At 66.1% G+C, this 21842-nt stretch carries 17 protein-coding genes and 1 tRNA gene; 4 read left to right on the top strand and 14 right to left on the bottom strand.

Annotated features, from left to right (window positions below; genetic code table 11):
* Positions 1 to 20: 20 nt before the first annotated feature.
* From gcl to KTJ89_RS05145, 11 genes are all read right to left on the bottom strand, one after another.
* Positions 21 to 1814 carry a glyoxylate carboligase gene (gene gcl, locus KTJ89_RS05195; RefSeq protein ID WP_259356989.1) on the bottom strand — a complete coding sequence of 598 codons (1794 nt, stop codon included), beginning with the start codon at positions 1812 to 1814 and terminating at the stop codon, positions 21 to 23.
* Positions 1815 to 1940: 126 nt separating this feature from the next.
* Positions 1941 to 2828, bottom strand: coding sequence for a 2-hydroxy-3-oxopropionate reductase (locus tag KTJ89_RS05190; RefSeq protein ID WP_139469302.1), 888 nt, complete (start codon positions 2826 to 2828; stop codon positions 1941 to 1943).
* Between the two features lie 35 nt (positions 2829 to 2863).
* Positions 2864 to 3688: a hydroxypyruvate isomerase family protein gene (locus tag KTJ89_RS05185; protein WP_259356988.1), complete on the bottom strand. Its 825-nt coding sequence runs from the start codon at positions 3686 to 3688 to the stop codon at positions 2864 to 2866.
* Positions 3689 to 3857: 169 nt separating this feature from the next.
* A complete protein-coding gene (gene guaD / locus KTJ89_RS05180; protein WP_259356987.1) occupies positions 3858 to 5141 on the bottom strand; it encodes a guanine deaminase in 1284 nt (427 codons plus the stop codon).
* Between the two features lie 49 nt (positions 5142 to 5190).
* Complete coding sequence (gene xdhC / locus KTJ89_RS05175; protein ID WP_172174173.1) at positions 5191 to 5976, bottom strand: xanthine dehydrogenase accessory protein XdhC; 786 nt, start codon at positions 5974 to 5976, stop codon at positions 5191 to 5193.
* The gene (xdhB, locus tag KTJ89_RS05170) at positions 5973 to 8351 is read right to left on the bottom strand and encodes a xanthine dehydrogenase molybdopterin binding subunit (protein WP_259356986.1); all 2379 of its coding nucleotides are present in this window, start codon (positions 8349 to 8351) and stop codon (positions 5973 to 5975) included. Before xdhB ends, xdhC begins: the two co-directional genes overlap by 4 nt.
* Positions 8351 to 9808: a xanthine dehydrogenase small subunit gene (locus KTJ89_RS05165; protein ID WP_259356985.1), complete on the bottom strand. Its 1458-nt coding sequence runs from the start codon at positions 9806 to 9808 to the stop codon at positions 8351 to 8353. The genes xdhB and KTJ89_RS05165 overlap by 1 nt, the downstream gene beginning before the upstream one ends.
* A gap of 195 nt (positions 9809 to 10003) precedes the next feature.
* Positions 10004 to 11464 (bottom strand): NCS2 family permease, encoded by a 1461-nt coding sequence (locus KTJ89_RS05160; protein WP_139469292.1) that lies wholly within the window; start codon positions 11462 to 11464, stop codon positions 10004 to 10006.
* A 287-nt stretch (positions 11465 to 11751) separates the two neighbouring features.
* Positions 11752 to 11842 (bottom strand) — tRNA-Ser (locus KTJ89_RS05155).
* Positions 11843 to 11905: 63 nt separating this feature from the next.
* A complete protein-coding gene (locus tag KTJ89_RS05150) occupies positions 11906 to 12358 on the bottom strand; it encodes a nucleoside deaminase (RefSeq protein WP_374990250.1) in 453 nt (150 codons plus the stop codon).
* An 11-nt stretch (positions 12359 to 12369) separates the two neighbouring features.
* Entirely contained in the window at positions 12370 to 12921 is a 552-nt protein-coding gene (locus KTJ89_RS05145) for a tRNA adenosine deaminase-associated protein (RefSeq protein ID WP_139469289.1), read from the bottom strand.
* Positions 12922 to 12994: 73 nt separating this feature from the next.
* Here KTJ89_RS05145 and upp point away from each other — a divergent pair, with 73 nt between their 5' ends.
* The 3 genes from upp (at position 12995) to KTJ89_RS05130 (ending at position 15756) form a co-directional block, all read left to right on the top strand.
* Positions 12995 to 13633, top strand: coding sequence for a uracil phosphoribosyltransferase (gene upp, locus KTJ89_RS05140; protein WP_139469287.1), 639 nt, complete (start codon positions 12995 to 12997; stop codon positions 13631 to 13633).
* A 287-nt stretch (positions 13634 to 13920) separates the two neighbouring features.
* Positions 13921 to 14739: a winged helix-turn-helix transcriptional regulator gene (locus KTJ89_RS05135; RefSeq protein WP_139469285.1), complete on the top strand. Its 819-nt coding sequence runs from the start codon at positions 13921 to 13923 to the stop codon at positions 14737 to 14739.
* Positions 14740 to 14814: 75 nt separating this feature from the next.
* The gene (locus tag KTJ89_RS05130) at positions 14815 to 15756 is read left to right on the top strand and encodes an endonuclease/exonuclease/phosphatase family protein (protein WP_259356984.1); all 942 of its coding nucleotides are present in this window, start codon (positions 14815 to 14817) and stop codon (positions 15754 to 15756) included.
* 6 nt (positions 15757 to 15762) lie between these two features.
* Here the strand turns inward: KTJ89_RS05130 and KTJ89_RS05125 are convergent, their stop codons facing one another.
* Both KTJ89_RS05125 and KTJ89_RS05120 read right to left on the bottom strand, forming a co-directional pair.
* The gene (locus tag KTJ89_RS05125) at positions 15763 to 16953 is read right to left on the bottom strand and encodes a MarP family serine protease (RefSeq protein WP_259356983.1); all 1191 of its coding nucleotides are present in this window, start codon (positions 16951 to 16953) and stop codon (positions 15763 to 15765) included.
* Between the two features lie 9 nt (positions 16954 to 16962).
* A complete protein-coding gene (locus KTJ89_RS05120; RefSeq protein ID WP_259356982.1) occupies positions 16963 to 18222 on the bottom strand; it encodes a PrsW family intramembrane metalloprotease in 1260 nt (419 codons plus the stop codon).
* Positions 18223 to 19113: 891 nt separating this feature from the next.
* On the opposite strand from KTJ89_RS05120, the gene KTJ89_RS05115 reads away from it, so the two are divergent.
* Entirely contained in the window at positions 19114 to 21060 is a 1947-nt protein-coding gene (locus KTJ89_RS05115) for an LPXTG cell wall anchor domain-containing protein (RefSeq protein WP_259356981.1), read from the top strand.
* A 9-nt stretch (positions 21061 to 21069) separates the two neighbouring features.
* Here KTJ89_RS05115 and KTJ89_RS05110 read toward each other — a convergent pair whose 3' ends face one another.
* Entirely contained in the window at positions 21070 to 21795 is a 726-nt protein-coding gene (locus KTJ89_RS05110) for a MerR family transcriptional regulator (protein WP_229664014.1), read from the bottom strand.
* Positions 21796 to 21842: the final 47 nt, after the last annotated feature.

Below are 21842 nucleotides of genomic sequence, written 5' to 3'. Positions count from 1 at the left end.
TCCGGCGGGTTCGGCCTTGCCTATTTCGCTGCGGCCAGTTCGCCCATCGGGCTCAGCGCCGTCGGAGCGTCGGCCGGGGTCTGGGCGAGCGTCTCGAACTCGTTGATCTGATCGAGGGCGGTTCCCATCGAGATGTTCGTGACGCGCTCGAGGATGACCTCGACGACCACGGGCACCTGGTGTTCGTCCATGAGCTCCTTGGCCACGCGCAGGCCTTCGCCGATGAGTTCGGGGTCCTCGACCCGCAGCGCCTTGCACCCGAGCCCCTGGGCGACGGCCACATGGTCGACTCCGTAACCGGACGATGCGGAACCGGCGGTGTTGATGTTCTCGAATGCCAGCGACACCTCGTAGTCCATCTCGAATCCGCGCTGGGACTGGCGGATGAGACCGAGGTAGGAGTTGTTGACGACGACGTGGACATAGGGGATCTGGTGCTGCGCACCGACGGCGAGCTCTTCGATCATGAACTGGAAGTCGTAGTCGCCCGACAGCGCCACGACGGTCTCGCCGGGCTTGCCCTTGGCCACACCGAGCGCGGCCGGTCCGGTCCAGCCCAGGGGCCCGGCCTGTCCCGCGTTGATCCAGTGCCGAGGTCGGTAGACGTGCAGCATCTGGGCGCCGGCGATCTGGCTGAGCCCGATCGTCGAGACGTAGGTGACGTCGCGGCCGAAGGCCTGGTTCATCTCCTGATAGACACGCTGGGGTTTGATCGGCACCTCGGTGAAGTTCGTCTTCCGGTGCTCGGTCGACTTCCGTGCCGTGCATTCGCCGGCCCAACCGGTGAAGTCCGGCAGCCCGCCCGACCGAGAGCGTGCGGCAGCCAGCAGTGCGTCGAGGGCGGCTCCGGCGTCGGAGGCGACCCCGTAGTCGGGGGCGAAGACGCGTCCGATCTGGGTGGGTTCGATGTCGATATGGACGAATTTCCGACCCTTGCGGTACACGTCCAGATTCCCGGTGTGGCGATTGGCCCAGCGGTTGCCGATGCCGATGACGAGATCGGATTCGAGGAAGGACGCATTGCCGTAGCGCACGTGCGTCTGGATTCCGACCATGCCCGCGGCCAACGGGTGGTCATCGGGGATCGCACCCCAGCCCATGAGGGTCGGTGACACCGGGATGGAGGTGAGTTCGGCGAATTCGACGAGCCTGGCGGCGGCGTCGGCGTTGATGATTCCACCGCCGGCGATGATGATCGGGTGCTCCGCCTCGGCGATGAGGTCGAGGATCTTCTCCGCCTGCGCCGCGGTGGCCGCGGGCTTGGCCGGGGTCAGCGGTTCGTAGGTGTCGATGTCGAATTCGATCTCGGTCTGCTGCACGTCGATGGGCAGGTCGATGAGCACGGGGCCGGGACGGGCAGAGCGCATGAGCTGGAACGCGGTCTGGAAGACGCCGGGCACTTGTCCGGCTTCGAGCACCGTCTTGGCCATCTTCGTCACGGGCTTCGCGATCGAGGCGATGTCGACGGCCTGGAAGTCCTCCTTGTCGAGCACGGCGACGGGTGCCTGGCCGGTGATGCACAGGATCGGCTGGGAGTCTGCAGCCGCGGCGTAGAGTCCGGTGATCATGTCGGTGCCTGCCGGACCCGAGGTGCCCAGGCAGACTCCGATATTGCCCGGTGCCGACCGGGTGTATCCGTCGGCCATGTGCGAGGCCCCCTCGACGTGCCGGGCAAGGGTGTGGCGGATTCCGCCGTGGGCCTTCATCGCCGAGTAGAGCGGGTTGATCGCCGCCCCCGGCAGCCCGAAGGTCTCGGTGGCGCCTTCCTTCTCGAGGATGAGCACAACGGCGTCGACTGCGCGCATGCGTGTCATTGTTCGTCCTTTGTTCGTGAGCCGGCGACGACGCTGTCGCCGGCTCGGTTCATGGTTGGGCGGGACCGTCGGTGTCGTTGGGCCGACGACCCCGCCCGGCTGGTGTGGCCTCGCCGAGGCGGTCGTTCAGTTCTCGTTCTTGCCGGAGAGGGCTTCGATGACGGTGAAGAGACCCGAGTGGTCGAGTCCTCCGTTGCCCTGCTGCACGGTTGCGGCGACGAGCTGGGCGACCGTGGCGCCGAGCGGGATCGCCACTCCTGCCTCACGGGCGGCGGCAGTGACGATGCCCATGTCCTTGTGGTGGAGTTCGAGCCGGAATCCGGGGTCGAAGGAGCGGTCGAGCATCTTCTGCCCCTTCTGATCGAGCACCTTGGATCCGGCCAGCCCGCCGCCGAGGACCTGCAGCGCCGCACCCGTTTCGACTCCATAGGCTTCGAGGAAGACAACGGCTTCGGCGAGGAGTCCGATATTGCCGGCGACCATGAGCTGGTTCGCGGCCTTGACGGTCTGGCCGGCTCCCGAGGGGCCGACGAGGACGATGGTCTTCCCGACGGCGTCGAAGACATCGGATACGGCGTCGAAGTCGGCCTGGTCGCCGCCGATCATGACGGAGAGGACACCGTCGATGGCTCCTGGCTCCCCTCCGGAGACGGGGGCATCGAGCGGTTTGAGGCCGGCGGCCTTGGCCTGTTCGGCCAGGTCCTTCGCGACATCGGGGCGGATGGTGGAGAAGTCGATCCAGGTGGCCCCGGCGGACGCGTGGGCGAGGATTCCGTCGTCGCCGGTGAGCACGGCTTCGACGTCGGGTGAGTCGGGAACCATGGTGATGATGACGTCGGCCCCGTCCACCGCCTCGGCGATGGTGGCGGCGGCACTGCCTCCCGCCTCGGCGAGGGCGTCGGCCTTGGCCGGGGTGCGGTTGAAGCCGCGGACGTCGAATCCGGCGTTGACGAGGTTCTTGGCCATGGGCAGGCCCATGATGCCGAGTCCGATGAAAGCGATGGTCTTGGACATGGTGGGGGTTTCCTTCGAGTCGTCGGTGGTGATGTTCAGGCGGTCTGGGCGGCGCGGTCGAGCCAGTCGAAGGCGGTGGCGCGGTCCTGTTTGTATTCGAGCGCCACGGCTCCGGTGTAGCCGAGCTCGTAGGCGCGGTCGATCCACTGGCGCAGCGGCAGCGACCCGGTTCCCGGTGCCCCGCGGCCGTCGGCGTCGGCGATCTGGATGTGGCCGAAGTTCGCGGCTTCGGCTTCGATGACGACCGCGACGTCGTCGCCGTTGACGTGCATGTGGTAGAAGTCGGCGAGCACGGCGATGTTCTCGGGTCCGTCGGCTCGGACCTGGGAGACCACCTCGGCGGCGTCGGCGTAGCGCTTGAGCGGGTAGGCCTCGGCTCCGGAGACGGGTTCGACGAGGACGGATCCGCCGATTTCGGCGACCTTGCCGGCGGCCAGCGCCAGGTTGGCGGCGGCGGTGGCGTCCTGAGCGGCCGGGCCCTGTCCGTCGGTGCGCAGACCGTAGAGCGCGTTGAAGGCGCGGCAGCCGGTGCGGCGGCCGATGTCGACGACGATGTCGACGTTCTTCGCGAAGTCCTCTTCGGCGCCGATGATCGAGACCATTCCGCGATCGCCGGCTGCCATGTTTCCGGCCCAGAAGTTCAGGCCCTTGAGGGCGACGCCTGCGGATTCGAGGGAGGCGATGAACTCATCGACCTCCGCCGAGGATGGGCTCGGGTTCCCGTCGAAGGGCCACCAGAATTCGACGTCGTCGAAACCGGCGTCCTTCGCGGCCTGGGCGCGCTCGAGAACGGGCAGTTCGGTGAGCAGGGTCGAGCAGTTGAGGACGTAGCTGCCAGGTGAGGTGAAGTTCTGGGACATGGAGCTCTCCTTTGAGTTGCCGCTGTTTTCCGTATTGTGGAAGTATGTTTCCATTCCGTGAAATCAGCATAAGTCGCCCGTGGAGCTCCCGTCAAGACCTTTCCCCAGAACTACCTGACGGCGGCCCAGCAACCTCGCGCGAGGTTGCTGGGCCGCCGTCAGGTAGCAATTAGGGGTGGAGGGAGACGCCGCCGACCCAGACGTCCGCGATGTCGCCCGGGGTGCCCATGGCGAAGATCTTCGCCAAGGCGTCGCCGTCGTCGGCGGCGTGGCGGATGCCGACGTCCAAGGGCTGGCCCTCGGCCGGGCGGATGAGCACGGCGTCGAAGCGCTTGCCCGGACTCAGCACCCCGACCTCATCGAGTTCGAGCGCTTCGGCCCCGGCAGAGGTCGCCAGGTGCAGCAGATGCGCGGAGGTCAAGGCCACTCCCCCGGCCGGGTCGAGCTGCTGCATGAAGTACGACTGCACGCCCTCCTTGAGCAGGCTGAAGCCCGTGCCTGCCCCGACGTCGGTGCCCAGGGCCACCCGGACGCCGGCCTCGATGTGCCGGCGCAGCGGGAAGAAGCCGCTGGCCAGAGCCGAGTTCGAGGTCGGGCAGTGCGCGACCACCGACCCGGCTTCGGCCATCCGCGCCAGTTCCCGATCCTGCGGGTGGACGTTGTGCGCGAGCACGGTGCGCCGGCCGACGAGTCCTGCCCGGTCGTACGTATCGAGATAATCACGAGCCTCCGGGTGGATCTGCGCGACCCCGGAGATCTCATCGACGTTCTCGTTCAGGTGCGAGGTCACCCAGATGCCCGGGTTCTCCTCCACGAGGCGGCCGCCGGCAGCCAGCAGCTCCGGTCCCGCAGAGAACGAGAATCGAGGGGTCACCGCGTAGCGCAGTCGTCCCTTTCCGTGCCACCGGTCGATGAGCGCTTGGCTCTCCTCGGTCGAACGCTCCACGTCGGTGAGCAGCGCATCGGGCAGGTTCCGGTCGCTCGTCACCAGCCCGGAGGTGATCCGCAGCCCCGACGCTGAAGCTGCGGCGAAGAAGGTGTCCATGGCGCCCGCGAAGTGCGAACCGAAGACCATCGCCGAGGTGGTCCCCGCCGAGATCAGTCCCGTAAGGAATTCACCGGCCACCGCCTTCGCGTAGGCGGGGTCCCCAAGCTTCGCCTCCTCGGGCAGGGCGCACTGGTCGAGCCAGTCGAGCAGCGGCCGCCCGAGATGGCCGATGGCCCTGACCTGCGGCAGATGGACGTGCGTGTCGATGAGTCCGGGGATGAGCACACCGTCGCGGAGGTCGACGACCTCGGCGTCAGGGTGGGCCGCCCGGGCGGAGTCGAAATCGGTGCGGGAGGTGATGAGCCCGTCGTCGACGACGAGGGCGACATCGGCCGCCGAACGCAGCCGGCCGCCAGTGAATGGGTTGTCCGGCGTATCGAAGACGCGGGCACGGTAGATGACCACAGTGGTTCTCCTTGAGTCAGTGGTGGTGAAAGTCAGTGGTGGTGAAGAGTCAAGCCATGCGGCCGAGCAGGTCCGCGGCGACGCTCACGGCGATCGTCGCGGGTGCTTTGCCGGGCAGGTCGGGCAGTCCGATGGGGCACCGGATGGTGTCGATGGCCTCGGGCGCGAAGCCTTCGGAGGCGAGGTTCTTGCGGAAGCGCTGCCATTTCGCGTTCGAGCCGATGAGCCCGACCGATCCGAGGTCGCCGCGGGTCAGCGCCGCAGAGCACAAGTGCAGGTCCTCGGCATGGTCATGGGTCATGATGACCACGTGTGCTCCGGCCGGCAGCTCCGTGATCACCTCTTCCCCGACGACAGCGAATTCGCGGCGGATCCGCGCCACCGGCTCCTCCAACTCATCGAGGGCCTCGAGCTGTTCCGGCCGTGAATCGGACACAGTCAGGTCGAGATCGTGGCGGGCGAGGATCCGGGTGAGCTCGAGTCCGATGTTGCCGATCCCGAAGATCGCCACCGATGCGGGCACGGGCAGGGGTTCGAAGAGCATGGTGACCTCTCCGCCGCAGCATTGGCGACCGTATTTGGCCGGAGCCTTGTCGTTGAGCCGCAGGGTGAGCATCTCCGGAGCCGTCTGCCCCTCGGAGAGCAGCTCCCGGGCACGGGTGAGGGCCGTCATCTCGAGATTGCCCCCGCCGATGGTCCCGAACAGGTCATCGGCGGTGGCGATCATCTTCGCTCCCGCCTCGCGCGGGGCATGCCCGCGCACCGCGGCGAGAGTGACGAGGACAGCCGGCACCCGAGCTGCGCGAAGCTCGGCTGCGGTGTCCATCCAGGTCATGACGGAACTCGTTGTCCTTCCCTCGCCGAGGCGGCCGCCCCCGAGTCCTGCCCGCGGGCTTCTTCGATCGCCCAGAACACCGCTTCCGGTGTGGCCGGGGACGCGAGGTCGACGCTGTGGCCGGGTCGCCCGAAGGCACCGACGGCCTCGCGCAGGGCTTCGCGGACGGAGAAGGCGAGCATGAGCGGGGGTTCGCCCACGGCCTTCGACCCGTACACGGCTCCTTCTTCATGTGCTTTGTCGAGGAAGGTGACGTTGAAGATCTCGGGGACTTCGGAGAAGCTCGGAATCTTGTATGTGCTCGCTGCCTGAGTGGCCAGGCGGCCGCGGCTCGGCTTGTCCGATTCGTCCCAGCGCAGGTCCTCCAGGGTCAGCCAGCCGGCGCCCTGGATGAAGCCGCCCTCGATCTGTCCGAGGTCGAGCAGCGGTGACAGGGAGTCTCCCACGTCGTGGACGATGTCGACGCGGCGCAGGGTGTAGGAGCCGTCGAAGCGGTTGACTTCGACTTCGGACACTGCGGCCCCGTAGGCGAAGTACTTGAACGGTTCGCCGCGCATCTGCGAGAGGTTCCAGTGCAGTCCCTCGGTGCGGTAGAAACCTGAGGCTGAGAGCTGGATGCGCTGGAAGTACGCGGTGTTGATGAGCTCTTCCCAGGTCACCGTCTTCGGTGAGGACAGCGCGGATACGATTCCCCGCGAGATCTCCACCTCATGGGCGGGTGCTCCGAGGATGCCCGCGGCCACCTGCCGCAGCCGATCGAGGATCTGGTCGCAGGCGTTCTTCACCGCTCCGCCGTTGAGGTCGGATCCGGAGCTCGCCGCCGTCGCCGAGGTGTTGGGCACCTTGTCCGTGCGCGTCGGCGCCAGACGCACAGTCGACAGCGGCACGCCGAGGGTGGTGGCCGCGACCTGCAGCATCTTCTGATGCAGCCCCTGCCCCATTTCGGTGCCGCCGTGGGTGACGAGGACGGAACCGTCCTTGTACACGAGCACGAGCGCCCCGCCCTGGTTGAATGCGGTGAGGTTGAACGAGATCCCGAACTTCACCGGGGTGATCGCCAGACCGCGTTTGATGTGCTCGCTGCCCGAGTTGAATGCCTCGATCTCAGCCTCGCGGGCTTCCAGATCGGATTGGGAGATGAGCTGGTCCCAGCACGCCCCGATCCGCTCGGGATGACGCACTGGCTGATAGTAGGGGGTGTCCTGACCTTGCGCGTAGAAGTTCCGGCGGCGCAGCTCGCGGGCGCTGAGCCCCAGCTGCGGGGCGACACGGCCGATGATGTCTTCCATGACGAGCATGCCCTGTGGGCCGCCGAATCCGCGGAACGCCGTCTGCGAGGTCTTGTTGCATTTGGCGATGCGGCCTGTGACCCGGATGTTGGGCACCCAGTAGGCGTTGTCGATATGGCACATGGCGCGGGTGAGCACCGGCTCGGAGAGGTCGAGGCTCCACCCGCCGTCCGCGGTCAGCGTCGCATCGAGGGCGAGGATCTTCCCCTCCTCGGTGAATCCGATCTTCCACGACGAGTGGAAACCATGCCGCTTGCCGGTCATGGTGATATCTCGGGTGCGGTCGAGACGCAGCCGTACCGGCCTGCCGGTGAGCTTCGCACCGAGCGCGGCCAGGGCTGCGTAGCCATGAGGCTGCATCTCCTTGCCGCCGAAGCCGCCGCCCATGCGCAGGCACTGCACGGTCACCTCGTGGGCGGGAACTCCGAGGACATGGGAGACGATGTCCTGAGTCTCGGTGGGATGCTGGGTCGAGGACTGGATGAAGACCTGTTCGTTCTCGTCCACATGCGCCAGGCAGGCCTGCGTCTCGAGGTAGAAGTGCTCCTGACCGGCGAACTCGAATTCGCCTTCGAAGACATGAGCGGCATCGGCGAACGCGGAGTCGACCTCGCCCTTGTCGATCGACAGGGGCTTGCCGTGGTAGCTGTCGGCGGCGATGGCATCGCGCACGGTCACCAGTGACGGCAGTTCCTCGACCTCGGCGGTGACGGCCGCCGCGCCTTCCTTCGCGGCTTCGAGATCCTCGGCGAGCACCCAGGCCAGGGGCTGGCCGAAGAACATGATCTCGTCGACCGGCAGCATCGGCTCATCGTGTTTGACGCCCTGATCGTTGACGCCGGGGATATCGGCGGCGGTGATGACCTTGACGACTCCGGGCACCGCATAGGCGGGTTCGATATCGATGGCGCCGAGGCGGCCGTGCGCGGTCGTCGACTGCACGGGGAAGGCGTGGAGGACCCCGGTGAGGCGTCCGACGAGGTCATCGGTGTAGAGCGCGGTACCGGTGACGTGACCGAAGGCGCTTTCATGGTGGTGGCGTTCGCCGACGACCGGGTCGGCGGGGCGCTGGGAGAGCTGGCTCATCACTGGACCTCCTTGCTGGTCACGGCCGGGTGGCCGAGCTGCTCGGCGTAGAAGCGTTCGAGGGAGGACCGCAGCATCGCGGTCCGGTACTTCGCACTCGCCCGGTGGTCGTCCATCGGGGTGCCTTCGGCGGCGAGGGTCTCGGCCGCCTGGTGCACGGTCTCCACTGTCCAAGGCCGGCCTTCGAGGAGGGCTTCAGTGGCGGTGGCGCGCAGCGGGGTGGCCGCGACTCCGCCGAGGCCGATCCGAGCCTTGGCGATCAATCCGTCCTGGATGTCGACGGCGTAGCCGATCGCCACCGAGGAGATGTCGTCGAAACGGCGCTTGGCGATCTTCTGGAACGACGTCAGCGGGGACAGCGGCAGCGGGATGCGGATGGCGGTGATGAGTTCATCGGACTCCCGCACCGTCTGCCGATATCCGGTGAAATAGTCGGCCAGTGCCACGGTTCGCGCCCCGCGCACCGAGGTGAGCACGAGTTCGGCTTCGAGGGCCAACAGAGCCGGCGGTGTGTCGCCGATGGGCGAACCGGTGCCGAGGTTGCCGCCGATGGTCGCCCCGTTGCGGATGAGGCGGGAGGCGAACTGTGGGAACAGCTTGCCCAGCAGCGGAATGTCTCCAGCGAGCTCACGTTCGAGTTCGGACAGGGTGTGGGAGGCGCCGAGTTCGACGAACGATTCGGTGCGGCGGATTCCGCGCATCTCCTCGATCCGGTCGACGGCGAGGATGTTCTTACCGCGTGCTCCCTTGATGTTGACCTCGACGCCCCAGTCGGTGGCCCCGGCCACGACGGTGGCCTCGGGATCCTGGCTGAGGATGGAGGTCACCTCGGCGAGGGTGGCGGGACGACGGTAGCGTCCGATCTTCCCGGTGGCGGTGTCGGCTCGCTGGTAGTCGGTGGCTCGAACCGACGGGGCCGGGCGGTCACGGCGGGCGGCCAGCGCATCGTCGGCGGCGGGCTGTCCCAGCGCATTCGCGGCATCGCGGATGGGGCGGTAGCCGGTGCAGCGGCACAGGTTGCCCGACAGGGAGTGGAGGTCGAAGCCGTCCTCGCAGCGGTCGGGCCGGTAGTATTCGGCGGCCATCGAGGAGATGAAGCCGGGGGTGCAGTATCCGCATTGGGATCCGCCGCGCACGGCCATCTCTTCCTGGACGGGGTGGACGGTGTCTCCGTCGGCCAGACCTTCGGAGGTCACGACCTCTCCCCCGTCGAGGGCTGCTGCCGGCAGCAGGCAGGAGTTCACCGAGGTCCAGCGGGTTCCGCCGGATTCATCGGGGCGGGCGACCATGATCGCGCAGGCCCCGCATTCGCCTTCGGCGCAGCCTTCCTTCGCTCCGGTCAGCCCCTGACCGCGCAGGAAGTCCAGCGCATTCGTATGGGGTGGGCCGTCGAACTCGCGGACGGTCCCGTTGATTGTCACTTCGGCAGTTGACTGGTCCGTTGTCGCTGCGGACATCGCACTTCACACCTCCCGCGCCTCTCCACTGAGGCGCACAGTGCATGGTTGGAACAATTTGCTTCGTTCTTCGAGCCTCTGGTTATCCATGCGAACAGCGCAGAAGAACGCGGAAGAGGGGACTCGGCGTCCCCGCAGGTCAAGCCCCGTGGGCGATCTGACCCTTTCCCCAAGCTGAGTGTCCAACCATTGTTCTCATGCCCCCAAGATAGCCGAAATCGGGCCGCGAACGAAGTACAGGACGAATCCGGCCGAGACGACCCACAGCAGCCAGTGGACCTGACGGGCACGGTTGCTCATGGCGTGGATGAGCGCCCAGGAGATGAATCCGACGCCGATGCCGTTGGCGATCGAATAGGTCAGCGGCATCGTCACCATGGTGAGGAAGACCGGCAGCGAGGTGCGGAAGTCGGTCATGTCGATCTCACGGATCTGCGTGACCATCATGGCGCCGACGACGACGAGCGCAGCGGCTCCGGCTTCCATCGGGATGACGGCGATGAGCGGTGAGAAGAACATCGACAGCAGGAACAGCACACCGGTGATGCAGGCGGCCAGACCCGTGCGAGCGCCTTCGGCGATTCCGGCTGCGGAGTCGACGAAGACCGTGTTCGACGAGGCAGAGGCACCGCCGCCGAAGACCGCGCCGAGACCTTCGACGATGAAGGCTCCGCGGATGCGCGGGAACATTCCGTCCTCAGTTTGCAGTCCGGCGCTGCGGGCCAGTCCGGTCATCGAGCCCATGGCGTCGAAGAAGTTCGTGAACACGAGGGTGAACACGAGCATCGTGGCCGCGAGGACTCCGATGTGCTGAAAGCCGCCGACGAGGTCGAAGGCGCCGATGAGACCGAAGTCGGGAAGGGCGATGACCTGTTTCGGGAATTCCGGAGCTGAGAGGTTCCAGCCCAGCGGGTCCGGATTGACCGGGTCGCCGACGGTGCCGAGCTTCGCGAACGCCTGGATGATGATCGCGGCGATCGTGGCCACGATGATGCCGATGAGGATGCCGCCGGGAATCCTCCGCGCCACGAGGATGCCGATGAGGACGAGCGCGAAGACGAAGACCAGCGTCGGCAGGGAGCCGATCGATCCGTCCTGACCCAACTGGACGGGTGGGCCGGCCGGGGTGCGGGTGACGAACCCGGCGTTGACGAAGCCGATGAAGGCGATGAAGAGTCCGATGCCCACAGTGATCGCGATCTTCAGTGCATGCGGGACGGCGTTGAAGATCGCGGTGCGGATGCCCGTGGCACCGAGGACGACGATGATGACGCCGTTGATGACCACCAGTCCCATCGCATCGGCCCAGGTGACCTCCTGGACGACTGAGACGGCGAGGAAGCTGTTCATGCCCAGGCCTGCGGCCAGACCGAAGGGCAGTCGGGCGACGACGCCGAAGAGAATCGTGATGACGCCGGCGACGAGCCCGGTGACCGCGGTCAGCTGGGCGAAGTCGAGGCTGTCTCCGGCGATGTCCTGGGAACCGCCGAGGATGAGCGGATTGAGGACGACGATATAGGCCATCGCGACGAAGGCGACGATGCCTCCGCGGATCTCCTGTCTGATCGTCGAGCCTCGATGGGTGATTTCGAAGAATTTGTCGAGAAGCCCCGGTCTCGAAGATGCGGTCTGCACCGCTTGGTCGTTGTCAGCCATTTTCATGGACCACCTCAGGTTGTTCGATTTGGTCAGCCGGCGACATCATCGTCGACGGCCCTGCGCCTTGAACATGCGCAATGAAACAGTCGAGTCTTCAGCCCCGGGTACCGGACCGGGATACCGAAAAGTAATTCCATATCCCGGAAAACTCTTTCTGTTTCACCGAGCAAGTCTCGCCGCTCGACCCTGGTGTGTCAATCATCACACCTCTGCCCGCGCCGATGCCATCCTTCGACGAGACAGACGAAACCCCTGACCAGAAGCGTCTGATCAGGGGTTTCCCTTGGCGGTGGCGGTGGGATTTGAACCCACGGTAGGGGGTTGCCCTACACAACATTTCGAGTGTTGCACCTTCGGCCGCTCGGACACGCCACCGCCGACAACTGTACAGCGGTGGACTTTCTGCGTCCAAATCGGTTCGCCGTGAGCTGGGACACGTCAGCGTCTGGCCGCGAAGAACTCCCTCAGCAGGGCCCGGCTCTCCTCCGCCCGGACGCCCGAGGTGACCTCCGGATGGTGCAGTGCGGCGCGGTCGCGCAGCAGATCCCAGACCGAGCCGACCGCCCCGGCCTTGTCGTCATAGGCCCCGAAGACGACCCTGTCGATGCGGGAACCGACGAGGGCTCCGGCGCACATCACGCACGGTTCCAGCGTGACGACGAGGATGCAGCCGTCCAAGCGCCATTCGCCCCTCGCCGAGGCGGCGGCTGAGATAGCCATGAGTTCGGCGTGGCCGAGCGGGTCGGCATCGATCTCGCGTCGATTGTGACCGCGCCCGATGATCTCACCGGCACCGTCGATGACCACGGCCCCGACGGGAACGTCGTCATGAGCGGGCGCCAGGGCCGCCTCGGCGAGGGCATGACCCATCCATTCATCGAGCCGGGTCACGGACGCAGCGGTCAGCGTGCGGCCTCGAGCTGATCGGCGAAGCCGACGGTCTCACCGACATGGGCGACGACGCGGGCCGGGTCGGACCGATAGCTTTCGACCTGATCGATGAGGGTGGCGGCGGGGACTCCGCGGTCGGAGTAGATATCGGCGTCTCCGCCCCATTCGGCATCGGCGTCGAACTCGAGCATTTCGACCTCGTCTTCGTCGTCCTCCTCGTCGACGGCGGCCTCATCCTCCTCGGCCCCGAAGTCCTCTTCGGGCTCGGCGTCATAGGCGTCGGGGCGGGAGTCGAGGAAGTCGGCGAAGATCTCCGCGAACGGGCTCGCCTCGGCCGCGGCGAGATCGGACAGGAAGACCTTGACCTCATTGTTCCGGCACAGGCGCACGAGCCCGAACCATTCGTCTTCGTGTTCGATGACGGCCACGGCCTCTCCGTCATCGCCGGCTGCCGAACGCATCATATCGACGAGGTCGTCGAGGTCGTTCGCGTCACGGACGTCGACATCGAGGGCGCGGAAGCCATCGCCGGAATCGGCCAGGATCTCAGTGAAGTACGACATGCCTCCATTGTGAACGCTTCGCCCCGCGTTGACCACTGCCTTGAGCCCGAAGTTCTCCCGTACCATTTGGGGTATGCATCTTCACGTAGCCGACCACCCGCTCATCGCCCACAAACTCACCGCTCTGCGCGATGTGAATACGGATTCCGCTCGTTTCCGACAGCTCACCGAAGAGCTCGTCATGCTGCTCGCCTATGAGGCGACCCGCTCGGTGGCCGTCGAAGACAAGGAGATCTCGACTCCGGTGACGACGACCGTCGGCACCCGCATCGCCGAGCCCCGCCCCGTCGTGGTCCCGATCCTGCGCGCCGGGCTCGGCATGCTCGACGGAATGCTGCGCATCCTGCCCACTGCCGAGGTGGGCTTCCTCGGAATGGTCCGCGACGAGACGACCTTCGAGCCCAGCGCGTATGCCGATCGCCTGCCTGATGACCTCACCGGCAGGCAGATCTTCGTCGTCGATCCGATGCTCGCCACCGGCGGCACCCTGGCCATGGCCATCGACTTCCTGCTCGCTCGCGGAGCTCGCGACGTCACCGCCGTGTGCCTCGTCTCCGCCCCTGAAGGCGTCCAGCGCATCGAGCGCGACTACAGCGATTCCGCCGAGGTGAAGGTGTACACCGCGGCACTCGATGAGAAGCTCAACGAGAAGGGCTACATCGTGCCCGGACTCGGCGATGCCGGGGACCGGATGTACGGAATCGTCGACTGACGGCACCTGCGGATGATGATTTCGGTCGTCGACCCCGGCGACTGTGACGTCATATTTCGTCACAGTCGTCTCATTTTCGGGTTTTCCTTTGCGCGGCCGAAGTTTTGTGACAAATAATGAAGTCATGACTTCGACGATCCATCAGATGCGAATGCCGGGCGCACATATGTGTATGCCCTGCGTTCGTGGTCGGTGATCGTACTCCCGCTGTCCGGCCTCGAACGAGTTCACTCAAGCAGCGGACTCTTCCAGTCATATCGACCTCATGGTCGGAGCAAAGGACAGCTATGCCGAATCCAGAACCCGCCTACGTCCACCCCCGCAGTGCAGTGGCCACTCGACGTGCAGGAGCCAGGTTGAGCGCAGTCGACCCGCAGAACCCACCGCACACCTACGGGCCTGCCGGAGTCGTCCCCTCGCCGAAGGCCGCCCGCGGAATCATCGTCTACATCGGACTCGATGAGACCAAGGCCGCAGCCGACGGCACGAACCTCTCCGCGATCGCCGCTGAGCTGCAGGCCTACGCCAAGGAACTCGCCAGCCAGGCCGAGACCCAGGCCGTCATCGCCTTGGCACCGGAGGGCCGCGGCAGCGATATCGACGCCGTGCGAGCCGTGGCCAACGGCTCCCCCGCCGCGACCGGTGCACCGGCGGCGACACACGGCCCCGTGCGTTCGCGCATTCCCAACCGCATCCACCCGCCGGCCCTGCGTGAGGAGGCCGCTCCGGCAGCTCCCTCACCCCGCGGTTTCGGCGGACGGGCCGGCGACGCCTACACCCAGGCCACCGGCGAACGTCTGCGCATCGACATCCCTCGCCGCGAGGTCCGCATCGACGGCGACCTCGTCGATGTCACGACGAAGGAATTCGACCTGCTCGCCACCCTCGTCTCCCATGCCGATGAGACCCTGCCCCGTGAGGACCTCATCACCGCGGTATGGTCCGGCGGTGAGGTTCCCGACGAACGCACCGTGGACGTCCACATCCGCCGACTGCGGCGCCGCCTCGGCGAATATGCCTCCGTGGTGCGCACGATGAGGGGTTCGGGTTATCGCTACGACACCCACCCCGATGTGACTGTGTGGAGCGCGACTGCGCGTCGCTGACGTCGTGCGGCTGTGAGCCGCGTCGCAAGTCGCTTCCAGCGTGGGGCCAGACTTCCCGGTTAAGATCGTTGATCGATGAACCAGGCATATTCCTCACCGCGCAGAAGGCACAGCCCCGCGAAGGGCATCACCGCATTGATCTTCGGGATCCTCTATGCGGCATTCCTGCTTCTCCACGATCTGCTGCCGACGCGGATGGGCATCGCGCTCATCCTCGAATCGGTGCTGCCGTGGACGGGCGTCTTCCTCGCGCTCGTGCTGCTCATGTTCCTCATCCGCTTCTCGTGGCTCTCGGCCATCGGGTTCCTCGTGCCCGCTCTGGTGTGGACGGGGATGTTCGGCCCCGCCTTGCTGCCGAACGAGGATTCCGGTGATCCGGACCTGACGGTGGCCACTCACAATGTGGGGGCGAGGATGCCGCAGCCCACGGCTGCCGCGCAGAACATCGTCGACCGTGATCCGGACATCGTCACGATCCAGGAACTCGAATCCCTATCCGGCAAGATCATCCACAAGGAGCTCGACTCCTCGTTCGAGCATTCGCAGGTCGTCGACACCATCGGCGTATGGTCGAAGTGGCCGATGTCGGAGCCCGAGGAGGTCGACCTCGGCCTGCAGTGGCCGCGCGCGTTCGCGACCACGATCTCGACCGATCACGGTGACATCCGCTTCTACGCCGTGCATATGCCTTCGGTGCGCCCCGGCCACGAATCGATGCGCAATGCCGCTCTGCGCCGCCTTGCCACGACGGTGGAGACCGATGGTGCCGAACATGTCGTCGTCGCCGGCGACTTCAACACGGCGACGACGGACAACAATATGGAGACCTTGGTGCCGCCGCTGCAGGATACCCGGGAAGAGGCCCGAGGCGGCTTCGGCTTCACCTGGCCCTCCCAGTTCCCCGTCACCCGGCTCGACCATGTCCTCTACCGAGGTTTCGACGCCACCTCCGACGAGGTACTCGAACGCGGGTCGAGCGACCACCGCGCCGTCCTCGCCGGACTCGACCTCAAGTAGTCGGGGTCAGTTCGTGCACTGCCCCGTCGGCTGCGGTGCGCGCTCGACGGCACCGGCGTCGAGTTCGTCGGCGATCTCGGCTCGGGTGAGGGCGTAGCCGGTTTCGTCATCGGTGGCGGAGCGGGCGAAGACCATGCCGACGACGTTTCCGTCGGCATCGATGAGCGGGCCGCCCGAATTGCCTTCCCTGACGATTCCGCGCAGTGCATAGACCTCGCGGACGACCGACTGCGAATCGTAGATGTCGAGTCCGCGGGCGTTGATCTTCTCCCGCACTCGGGTCGGTGAGATCGTATAGGGACCGTTCGCGGGGAATCCGACGACGACGGAGTCGTCTCCCGGTCCGAGCCCGTTGCCGAAGTCGAGAGCGGGAGCATCGAGACCCTGGACCCGGAGCACGGCCACATCGGCTTCGGCGTCGAATTCGACCACCTCGGCGCGGTAGGGCCTGCCCTTGCCCCCGACCTGTACGGCCAACTCAGTGGATCCGGCCACGACGTGGGCGTTGGTGGCGACGAGTCCGTCTTCATAGACGAAGCCGGAGCCTTCCGAACCGGTGGCGCAGCTGGTGGCCGTCGTCGTGATCTTGACGACCGAGTCCTCGACGCTGCGTCCGACGTCGACCATGCCTTCGTCGGGTTCTCCGACTCCGCGGATCTGTTCGGGCTGCCCGGAGAACACCTGAGGGAATCCGGAGGCGCTCAGTCCTTTCGCCAGTCCGCCCAGGGCGTTCTGGGAGGAGTAGGGAATGGTGCGGTCGATCGCGGCGATGACGGAGGAGTCGGCGACCCAGCGGTTGGGTTCGACGAGCGGGGTGGTGCGGATGAATCCGGCGGCGAGCCAGATGACGAGGACATAGACGATTCCGGCGGTGACGGTGCCGCCGACGGCGTCGATGCCCTGGCCGAGGTCGGAGTCCATATTGTTCTTGATCCACGCCCCGATGCCGCTGCCGGCGAAGGCGAAGAGGACGCTGAGGACCAACGGCATCGAGGCCAGCAGCATGAGCACGCCCTGGTTGTCCATGACGTCGGTGCCGGCGCTCAGCGATTCGACGAACGGGGAGAGCAATCGGCCGAGGATCCAGCCGACGATGAAGCCCGCCGCCGTTCCGAGGGCGGTGATGATGCCCTGGCGGAACCCGGCGAAGAGTGCCCCGATGCCGAGGACGATGAGGAGAATGTCGAAGATCGTCACCGCTGGAACTTACCGCACAGTCTGTTGGGAGGCGGTCTGTTTGGAGGCCGCGAGCAGACGTTCACGGGCGTCGGCGAACTGCTGGAGTTCGGCCCGTTCGATCTTGCGTTCCTGTTCTCCGCCGATTCCGGCGAGCACGCGCATCCGCGTCGTCGACAGCTTGCCGGAGGTGCGGATCATGGTCTTCATCTCCTCCTTGCCGCCCGGGAACGACTTCGCCCAGTCGCGTCCGTTCTTCCGGCCCTTCCAGGTGCCGAGCATGTCGACCTCGGCATGGGTGAGCCAACCGGAGTTCGCATAGTCACCGAGCATGTTCTGAGTGTGCATGCGTTCGCTGCGGCGCAGGATGAGACCGAGCGTCACCCAGGCGGCGGAGAGGATGACGCTGAGGACGACGAGGCCGATGATCTGCGGAAGCATTCCGCCCATCACGTCACTGGTCGCTTGGCCGAGGACACCGAGGAACGTCATCGAGGCGTTCCAGAAACCGTGCAGGATCATGCCGAGTGCAAGTCCGGGCAGCCACATGAGGATGAGTGACCACCACGGCCATTTGCGGGCGGCAAGTCCGATCGACACACCAGCGCAGGTTGAGAACGCCGTGTGGAGCAGCGGCGATCCGAGGCAACGCATGGCGAACGTCATGGCGAGGCCCAGAAACTCGCCGTCGTTCCACGACTGGCCGAGGTAGAGGATGTTCTCTGTGAAGGCGAAGCCCGCACCGATGAGCGAACCGTAGACGAGCCCGTCGAGGGGCCCTTCGAAATAGCGGCGAGCGGCAAGGACGATGACGAGGAGGAGGACGGTCTTCGTCGATTCCTCGAGGATCGGAGCTTGAATCACCGCACCGATGACGTCGGGCACACCATTGATGCCGATCATATAGAGCGCGACCTCACCGACGAGTGAGAAGCCGAGGGTGAGGATAACCGAGGCGACAGCACCCCAGAGGAGACAGATGCCCAGGAGGAGCTTCGGCTGCGGTCTCCAGCGGTCGAGCCAGAGGACGTAGGCGATTATGCCGAGAAGAGGGATCGCCGCGAGTCCGATGAGACCGAAGAGGCGGATGCCGAAGCTCAGTCCGCCGAGCAGGGCAAGTAGCGCCAGGCCGATGACAAGCCCGACGAGTACGAGGATCGCGGCAACGAGCCGGACGATGTTTCCGGTCGAGTCGGGTTCGGTCTCCGGTTGTGTTTTCCGCACGGCGCCGGTCCAGGGAGTGTCGGTGACGACCTGCTGGGGTGCCTGCATGCCTGCACGGATACGCATCTCCTGCGTCACCGTCGGAGCAAACCGCGGCTGAGCATAAACGCGGGCCTGCGCAGGCGGGGGCGCGTACATCACCGGTTGACCGGGCATGGGTTGGCCGGGGACCGGCTGCATCTGAGGCTGCATGGGTCGGCCGGGCGCCGGCATCGGCTGTCCCTGCATAGGCGGTTGGTTCTGCGGCGGCATGGGTCGACCCGGCGCTGGGGGCCGATTCTGTCCCTGCATGGGCGGCTGCTGCGGCCGCGACCCGCCGGGTTGCTGCTGGTTCGGCTGCTGCGACCCCTGTGGTCGCGGCCGGAACCGATCATGGTTCTGCGGCTGACCCTGCTGCGAATTGTGTGGCTGCGGCGGAGGGACCTGGCCCTGAGGCGGCATCTGTCCCTGTGCCGGGGGCACGTTCGGGTTCGGTGGGCCCTGCACCTGGGGCGGCTGCGGTCTTTGCGAACCGGGACCGTTCTGTGCCGACATAGTCTGTCCTTCTGCGATGGGGGAATTTCCGCTCACCTCAGTCTAGAGTCCCAGCCCGCCGTGAACGGCCCCGCCGTGTATCCGTCCAGCAACACTTCAGCCGACTGCCACGTTCTTCAAACGACGTCCCCCGCCCCACTCAACCATTTTCGACTGTGGATGGACGCAGTTTCGTCGACTCTGTGTCGGCGGGGGAACCAGACGGCCGTCAGACCGCCCCTGCACCCACGACCGTCGCCCGACGGTCGGCATCGCCCACCACACGCACCCGACGCTGCCGTTCCTCCCCGGGGCCACTCCCCTCCCTGCAACGACCAGCACCTCCCCCACTCACACGTCAGAACCTGTGGACGCTCAAACCGGTATCCACAGCCCCTCAATCAGCCCTAGATGACCAGCCAGCGCCCAATGTCGAATCGGTCCATGACTATTCTCAGAATCGCATCGCTGCGCACCGCGCTGCTCCTCACCGTCCTCACAATCGCTTCGCTCATCGGGCTGGGACCGGCCATGGCCGCGGGACCGCCGGTCGGCCTCGGCGAGGTTCCGGTGCACACCGCGCCCAACGCCTACGGTCCGGGCATCTGGCACCATGCGAAACAGGGCAAGACCTGGTACGGCTCCTACCGGACCTTCCCTGACACCTCCGCCTACTGCATCGATGCGGGCAAGAAGTCTCCGCTGCCGAAATACTTCAAGAATGCGAAGGCCGACACGGTCACCTCGGCTCGCACAGCGTGGGCACTGCACGAATATGCCGGCTCGACGTCGAAAGATGTGCAGGCCGCGTTGAGCGCGATGGCCCGACTCGACAAGGCGCTCCCCCACGATCACAAGGTGCCACCGCAGAAGCCGGCCGATCTGGGCAAGAAGTTCGCGGCGGCCGCGAAGAAGCACTCGACGATCCTCGCCGAGGCCAAGAAGTTGGCCGGTCCCTACACCCTCGACATCAGCCTCGAGCCGGTCATGCGCATGCCCGTGCTCGAACCCTATGCCGCCCCGGAATCCACCACTTCTCCTGACTCCTGGGCCTCCGACAAAACTGACAAGCCGAAGGTCCTCGGTACTCCCACCGATGAGGCGACGCTGACGGTGTCCCTGCTCAGCGCCTCAGGTGCACAGGTCCCCGACGTTCCTGTCACGCTCAAGACCACCGGCACGGCGAAAGCCCCGACGACCGTGACCACGGGGAAGGACCCCGTGACCACGACGCTGCGGGCGAGCGCCCCCGGCACTCTGTCCGTGACCGCCTCGGCGAAGGTCGCTCCGCAGACCGTGCGCGTCTTCGAACCGACGTCCGGCACTCGGGTACAGCGAGTCATCACCTCGGACACCCCCGATTCCGTCACGGACAAGGCGTCACTGGAGCTGAGTTCCCAGCCGAAGGTGACCACCGAGATCTCCGACCAGACACCGACACCGGGTGAGACGGTCACCGACGAATTCACCGTCTCCGGCCTCATCGGCGACCACGCCGTCACCGTCGAACACACCCTGTGGCAGACCGCGACGGTACCGAGGCAGGGCATCAAGAACGATGACGCTCGCGAAATCGGATCCGTGACCTCGAAGAATGTCGGCAACGGCACCCACACATCCGACGAGATCACCGTGCCCGAGGACTTCCGCGGCTGGCTGTACTTCACCGAGACGATCGCCGGGGACAAGGCGACGAAGGAATGGAAGGGAATCCACGGCCAACCCCGTGAGACGGGGTTCGTTCCGTGGACTCCGACCGCCGACACCGAGGCGGTGCTCGAGGGGACATCGACCCACGACGAGGTGGTCGTGACCGGTCTGCGACCGGGTTCCGAAGCCGTCCTCACCATCACCGCCTACCACGTGGAGACCGAGCCCGCGCAGTCGAAGGAGCCCGACGGCACCGAGCTGTCCGTGCAGGACTTCACCGTCAACGCCGACGAGGATGGCCGCGTCGAGATCGACACGGAGCCGATCGACATGCCCGTCGGCTGGGTCACCTATGTGACGGCGATCGAGGGCAGCGACGTCACCAAGGCGTGGACGAGCGACTGGGGCGTTCCTGCCGAAACCGTGCACCGTCCGCCCGAGGAGAAGCCGTCGACTCCCCCGGAAGAACCCAGCACGCCGCCGGAGGAGCCAAGCACCCCTCCGGCTCCCCCGGAACAGCCGGAGAATCCTGAGGCCCCGGAGAAACCCGAATCTCCTCCGGTCGAACCGGTCGCGGAAACTCCCGAGACCCCCGCATCTCCGGCGGCCCCGGCACCATCCGGTGAGCTGCCCCGCACCGGCACGACAGGCAACGGGATGCTCATCGGCCTGGGCATCGTCCTCGTCGGACTCGGCTCGACGATCCTGTTGATTTCCGGCAGCCGCCGCGAGACGAACTGAGAAGTGAGCTCAGGGGTGTTCTCCGCCGATCGTGCCGGCGAGAACACCCCCGGCTCGCAAGACCGCCGCCCCACGCAACGCCAGATCGTCCAGTCTGTCGTCGAGTGCGGCGAGCATCGAGCTCGTATCACCGAGCCCTCGCACCACTGCCAAAGCTTCGCGGATCTCGTGAATGCCGTACCCTCCGGACCGCAGCGCGGCAGTGATCCTTGCATCTCTGATCGCTCCGAACCGATAGAGACGCGCGGTTCGAGCTCCGGAGCCCACCCGGTGCGGGGTAGTCAGTCCCTCCGATTCCCAGTATCGCAACGTGGATGCACGCACGCCCACCGCCTCAGCAAGTTCGGTGATCGTCATCGATTCGTCGGTCGTCTCGCGCCCATGCTCGCCGGCAGTTTCAGCTTCTGACTGGATCGAGAGCAGCATCGAGCGTGCTGCAACGACCTGACGTCGATGCTCGTCCACTTCAGTCACTTTGCCGGTGAGAAGGGCGATCGCCTCACGGGGATCGAGCCGCGGAAGTTCGGTCATCACCGATCGGGCCGCAACAGGACCGACGGCGAAAGCAAGATCACGGTATGCGGACAATGCACTGACATGCACGTCTGAATACCGCCGGTAGCCATTGTCCTCCCGAGCGGCTGCGGGAATGACACCGCGGGATTCGAGCTGACGGATCTGCTGCACCGAATACCCGCTGAGCGAAGCCACGTCCGCAGTGCGCAGAGTGATCACCTCCCGACAAAAACCCGACATAAGCACTTCAAGTGCACACTTGAACC

Origin of the sequence: Brevibacterium sediminis (genome assembly GCF_024895295.1) — a bacterium.
Taxonomy (GTDB): Bacteria; Actinomycetota; Actinomycetes; order Actinomycetales; family Brevibacteriaceae; genus Brevibacterium; species Brevibacterium sediminis.
This window is presented reverse-complemented; position numbering and strand designations above follow the sequence as displayed.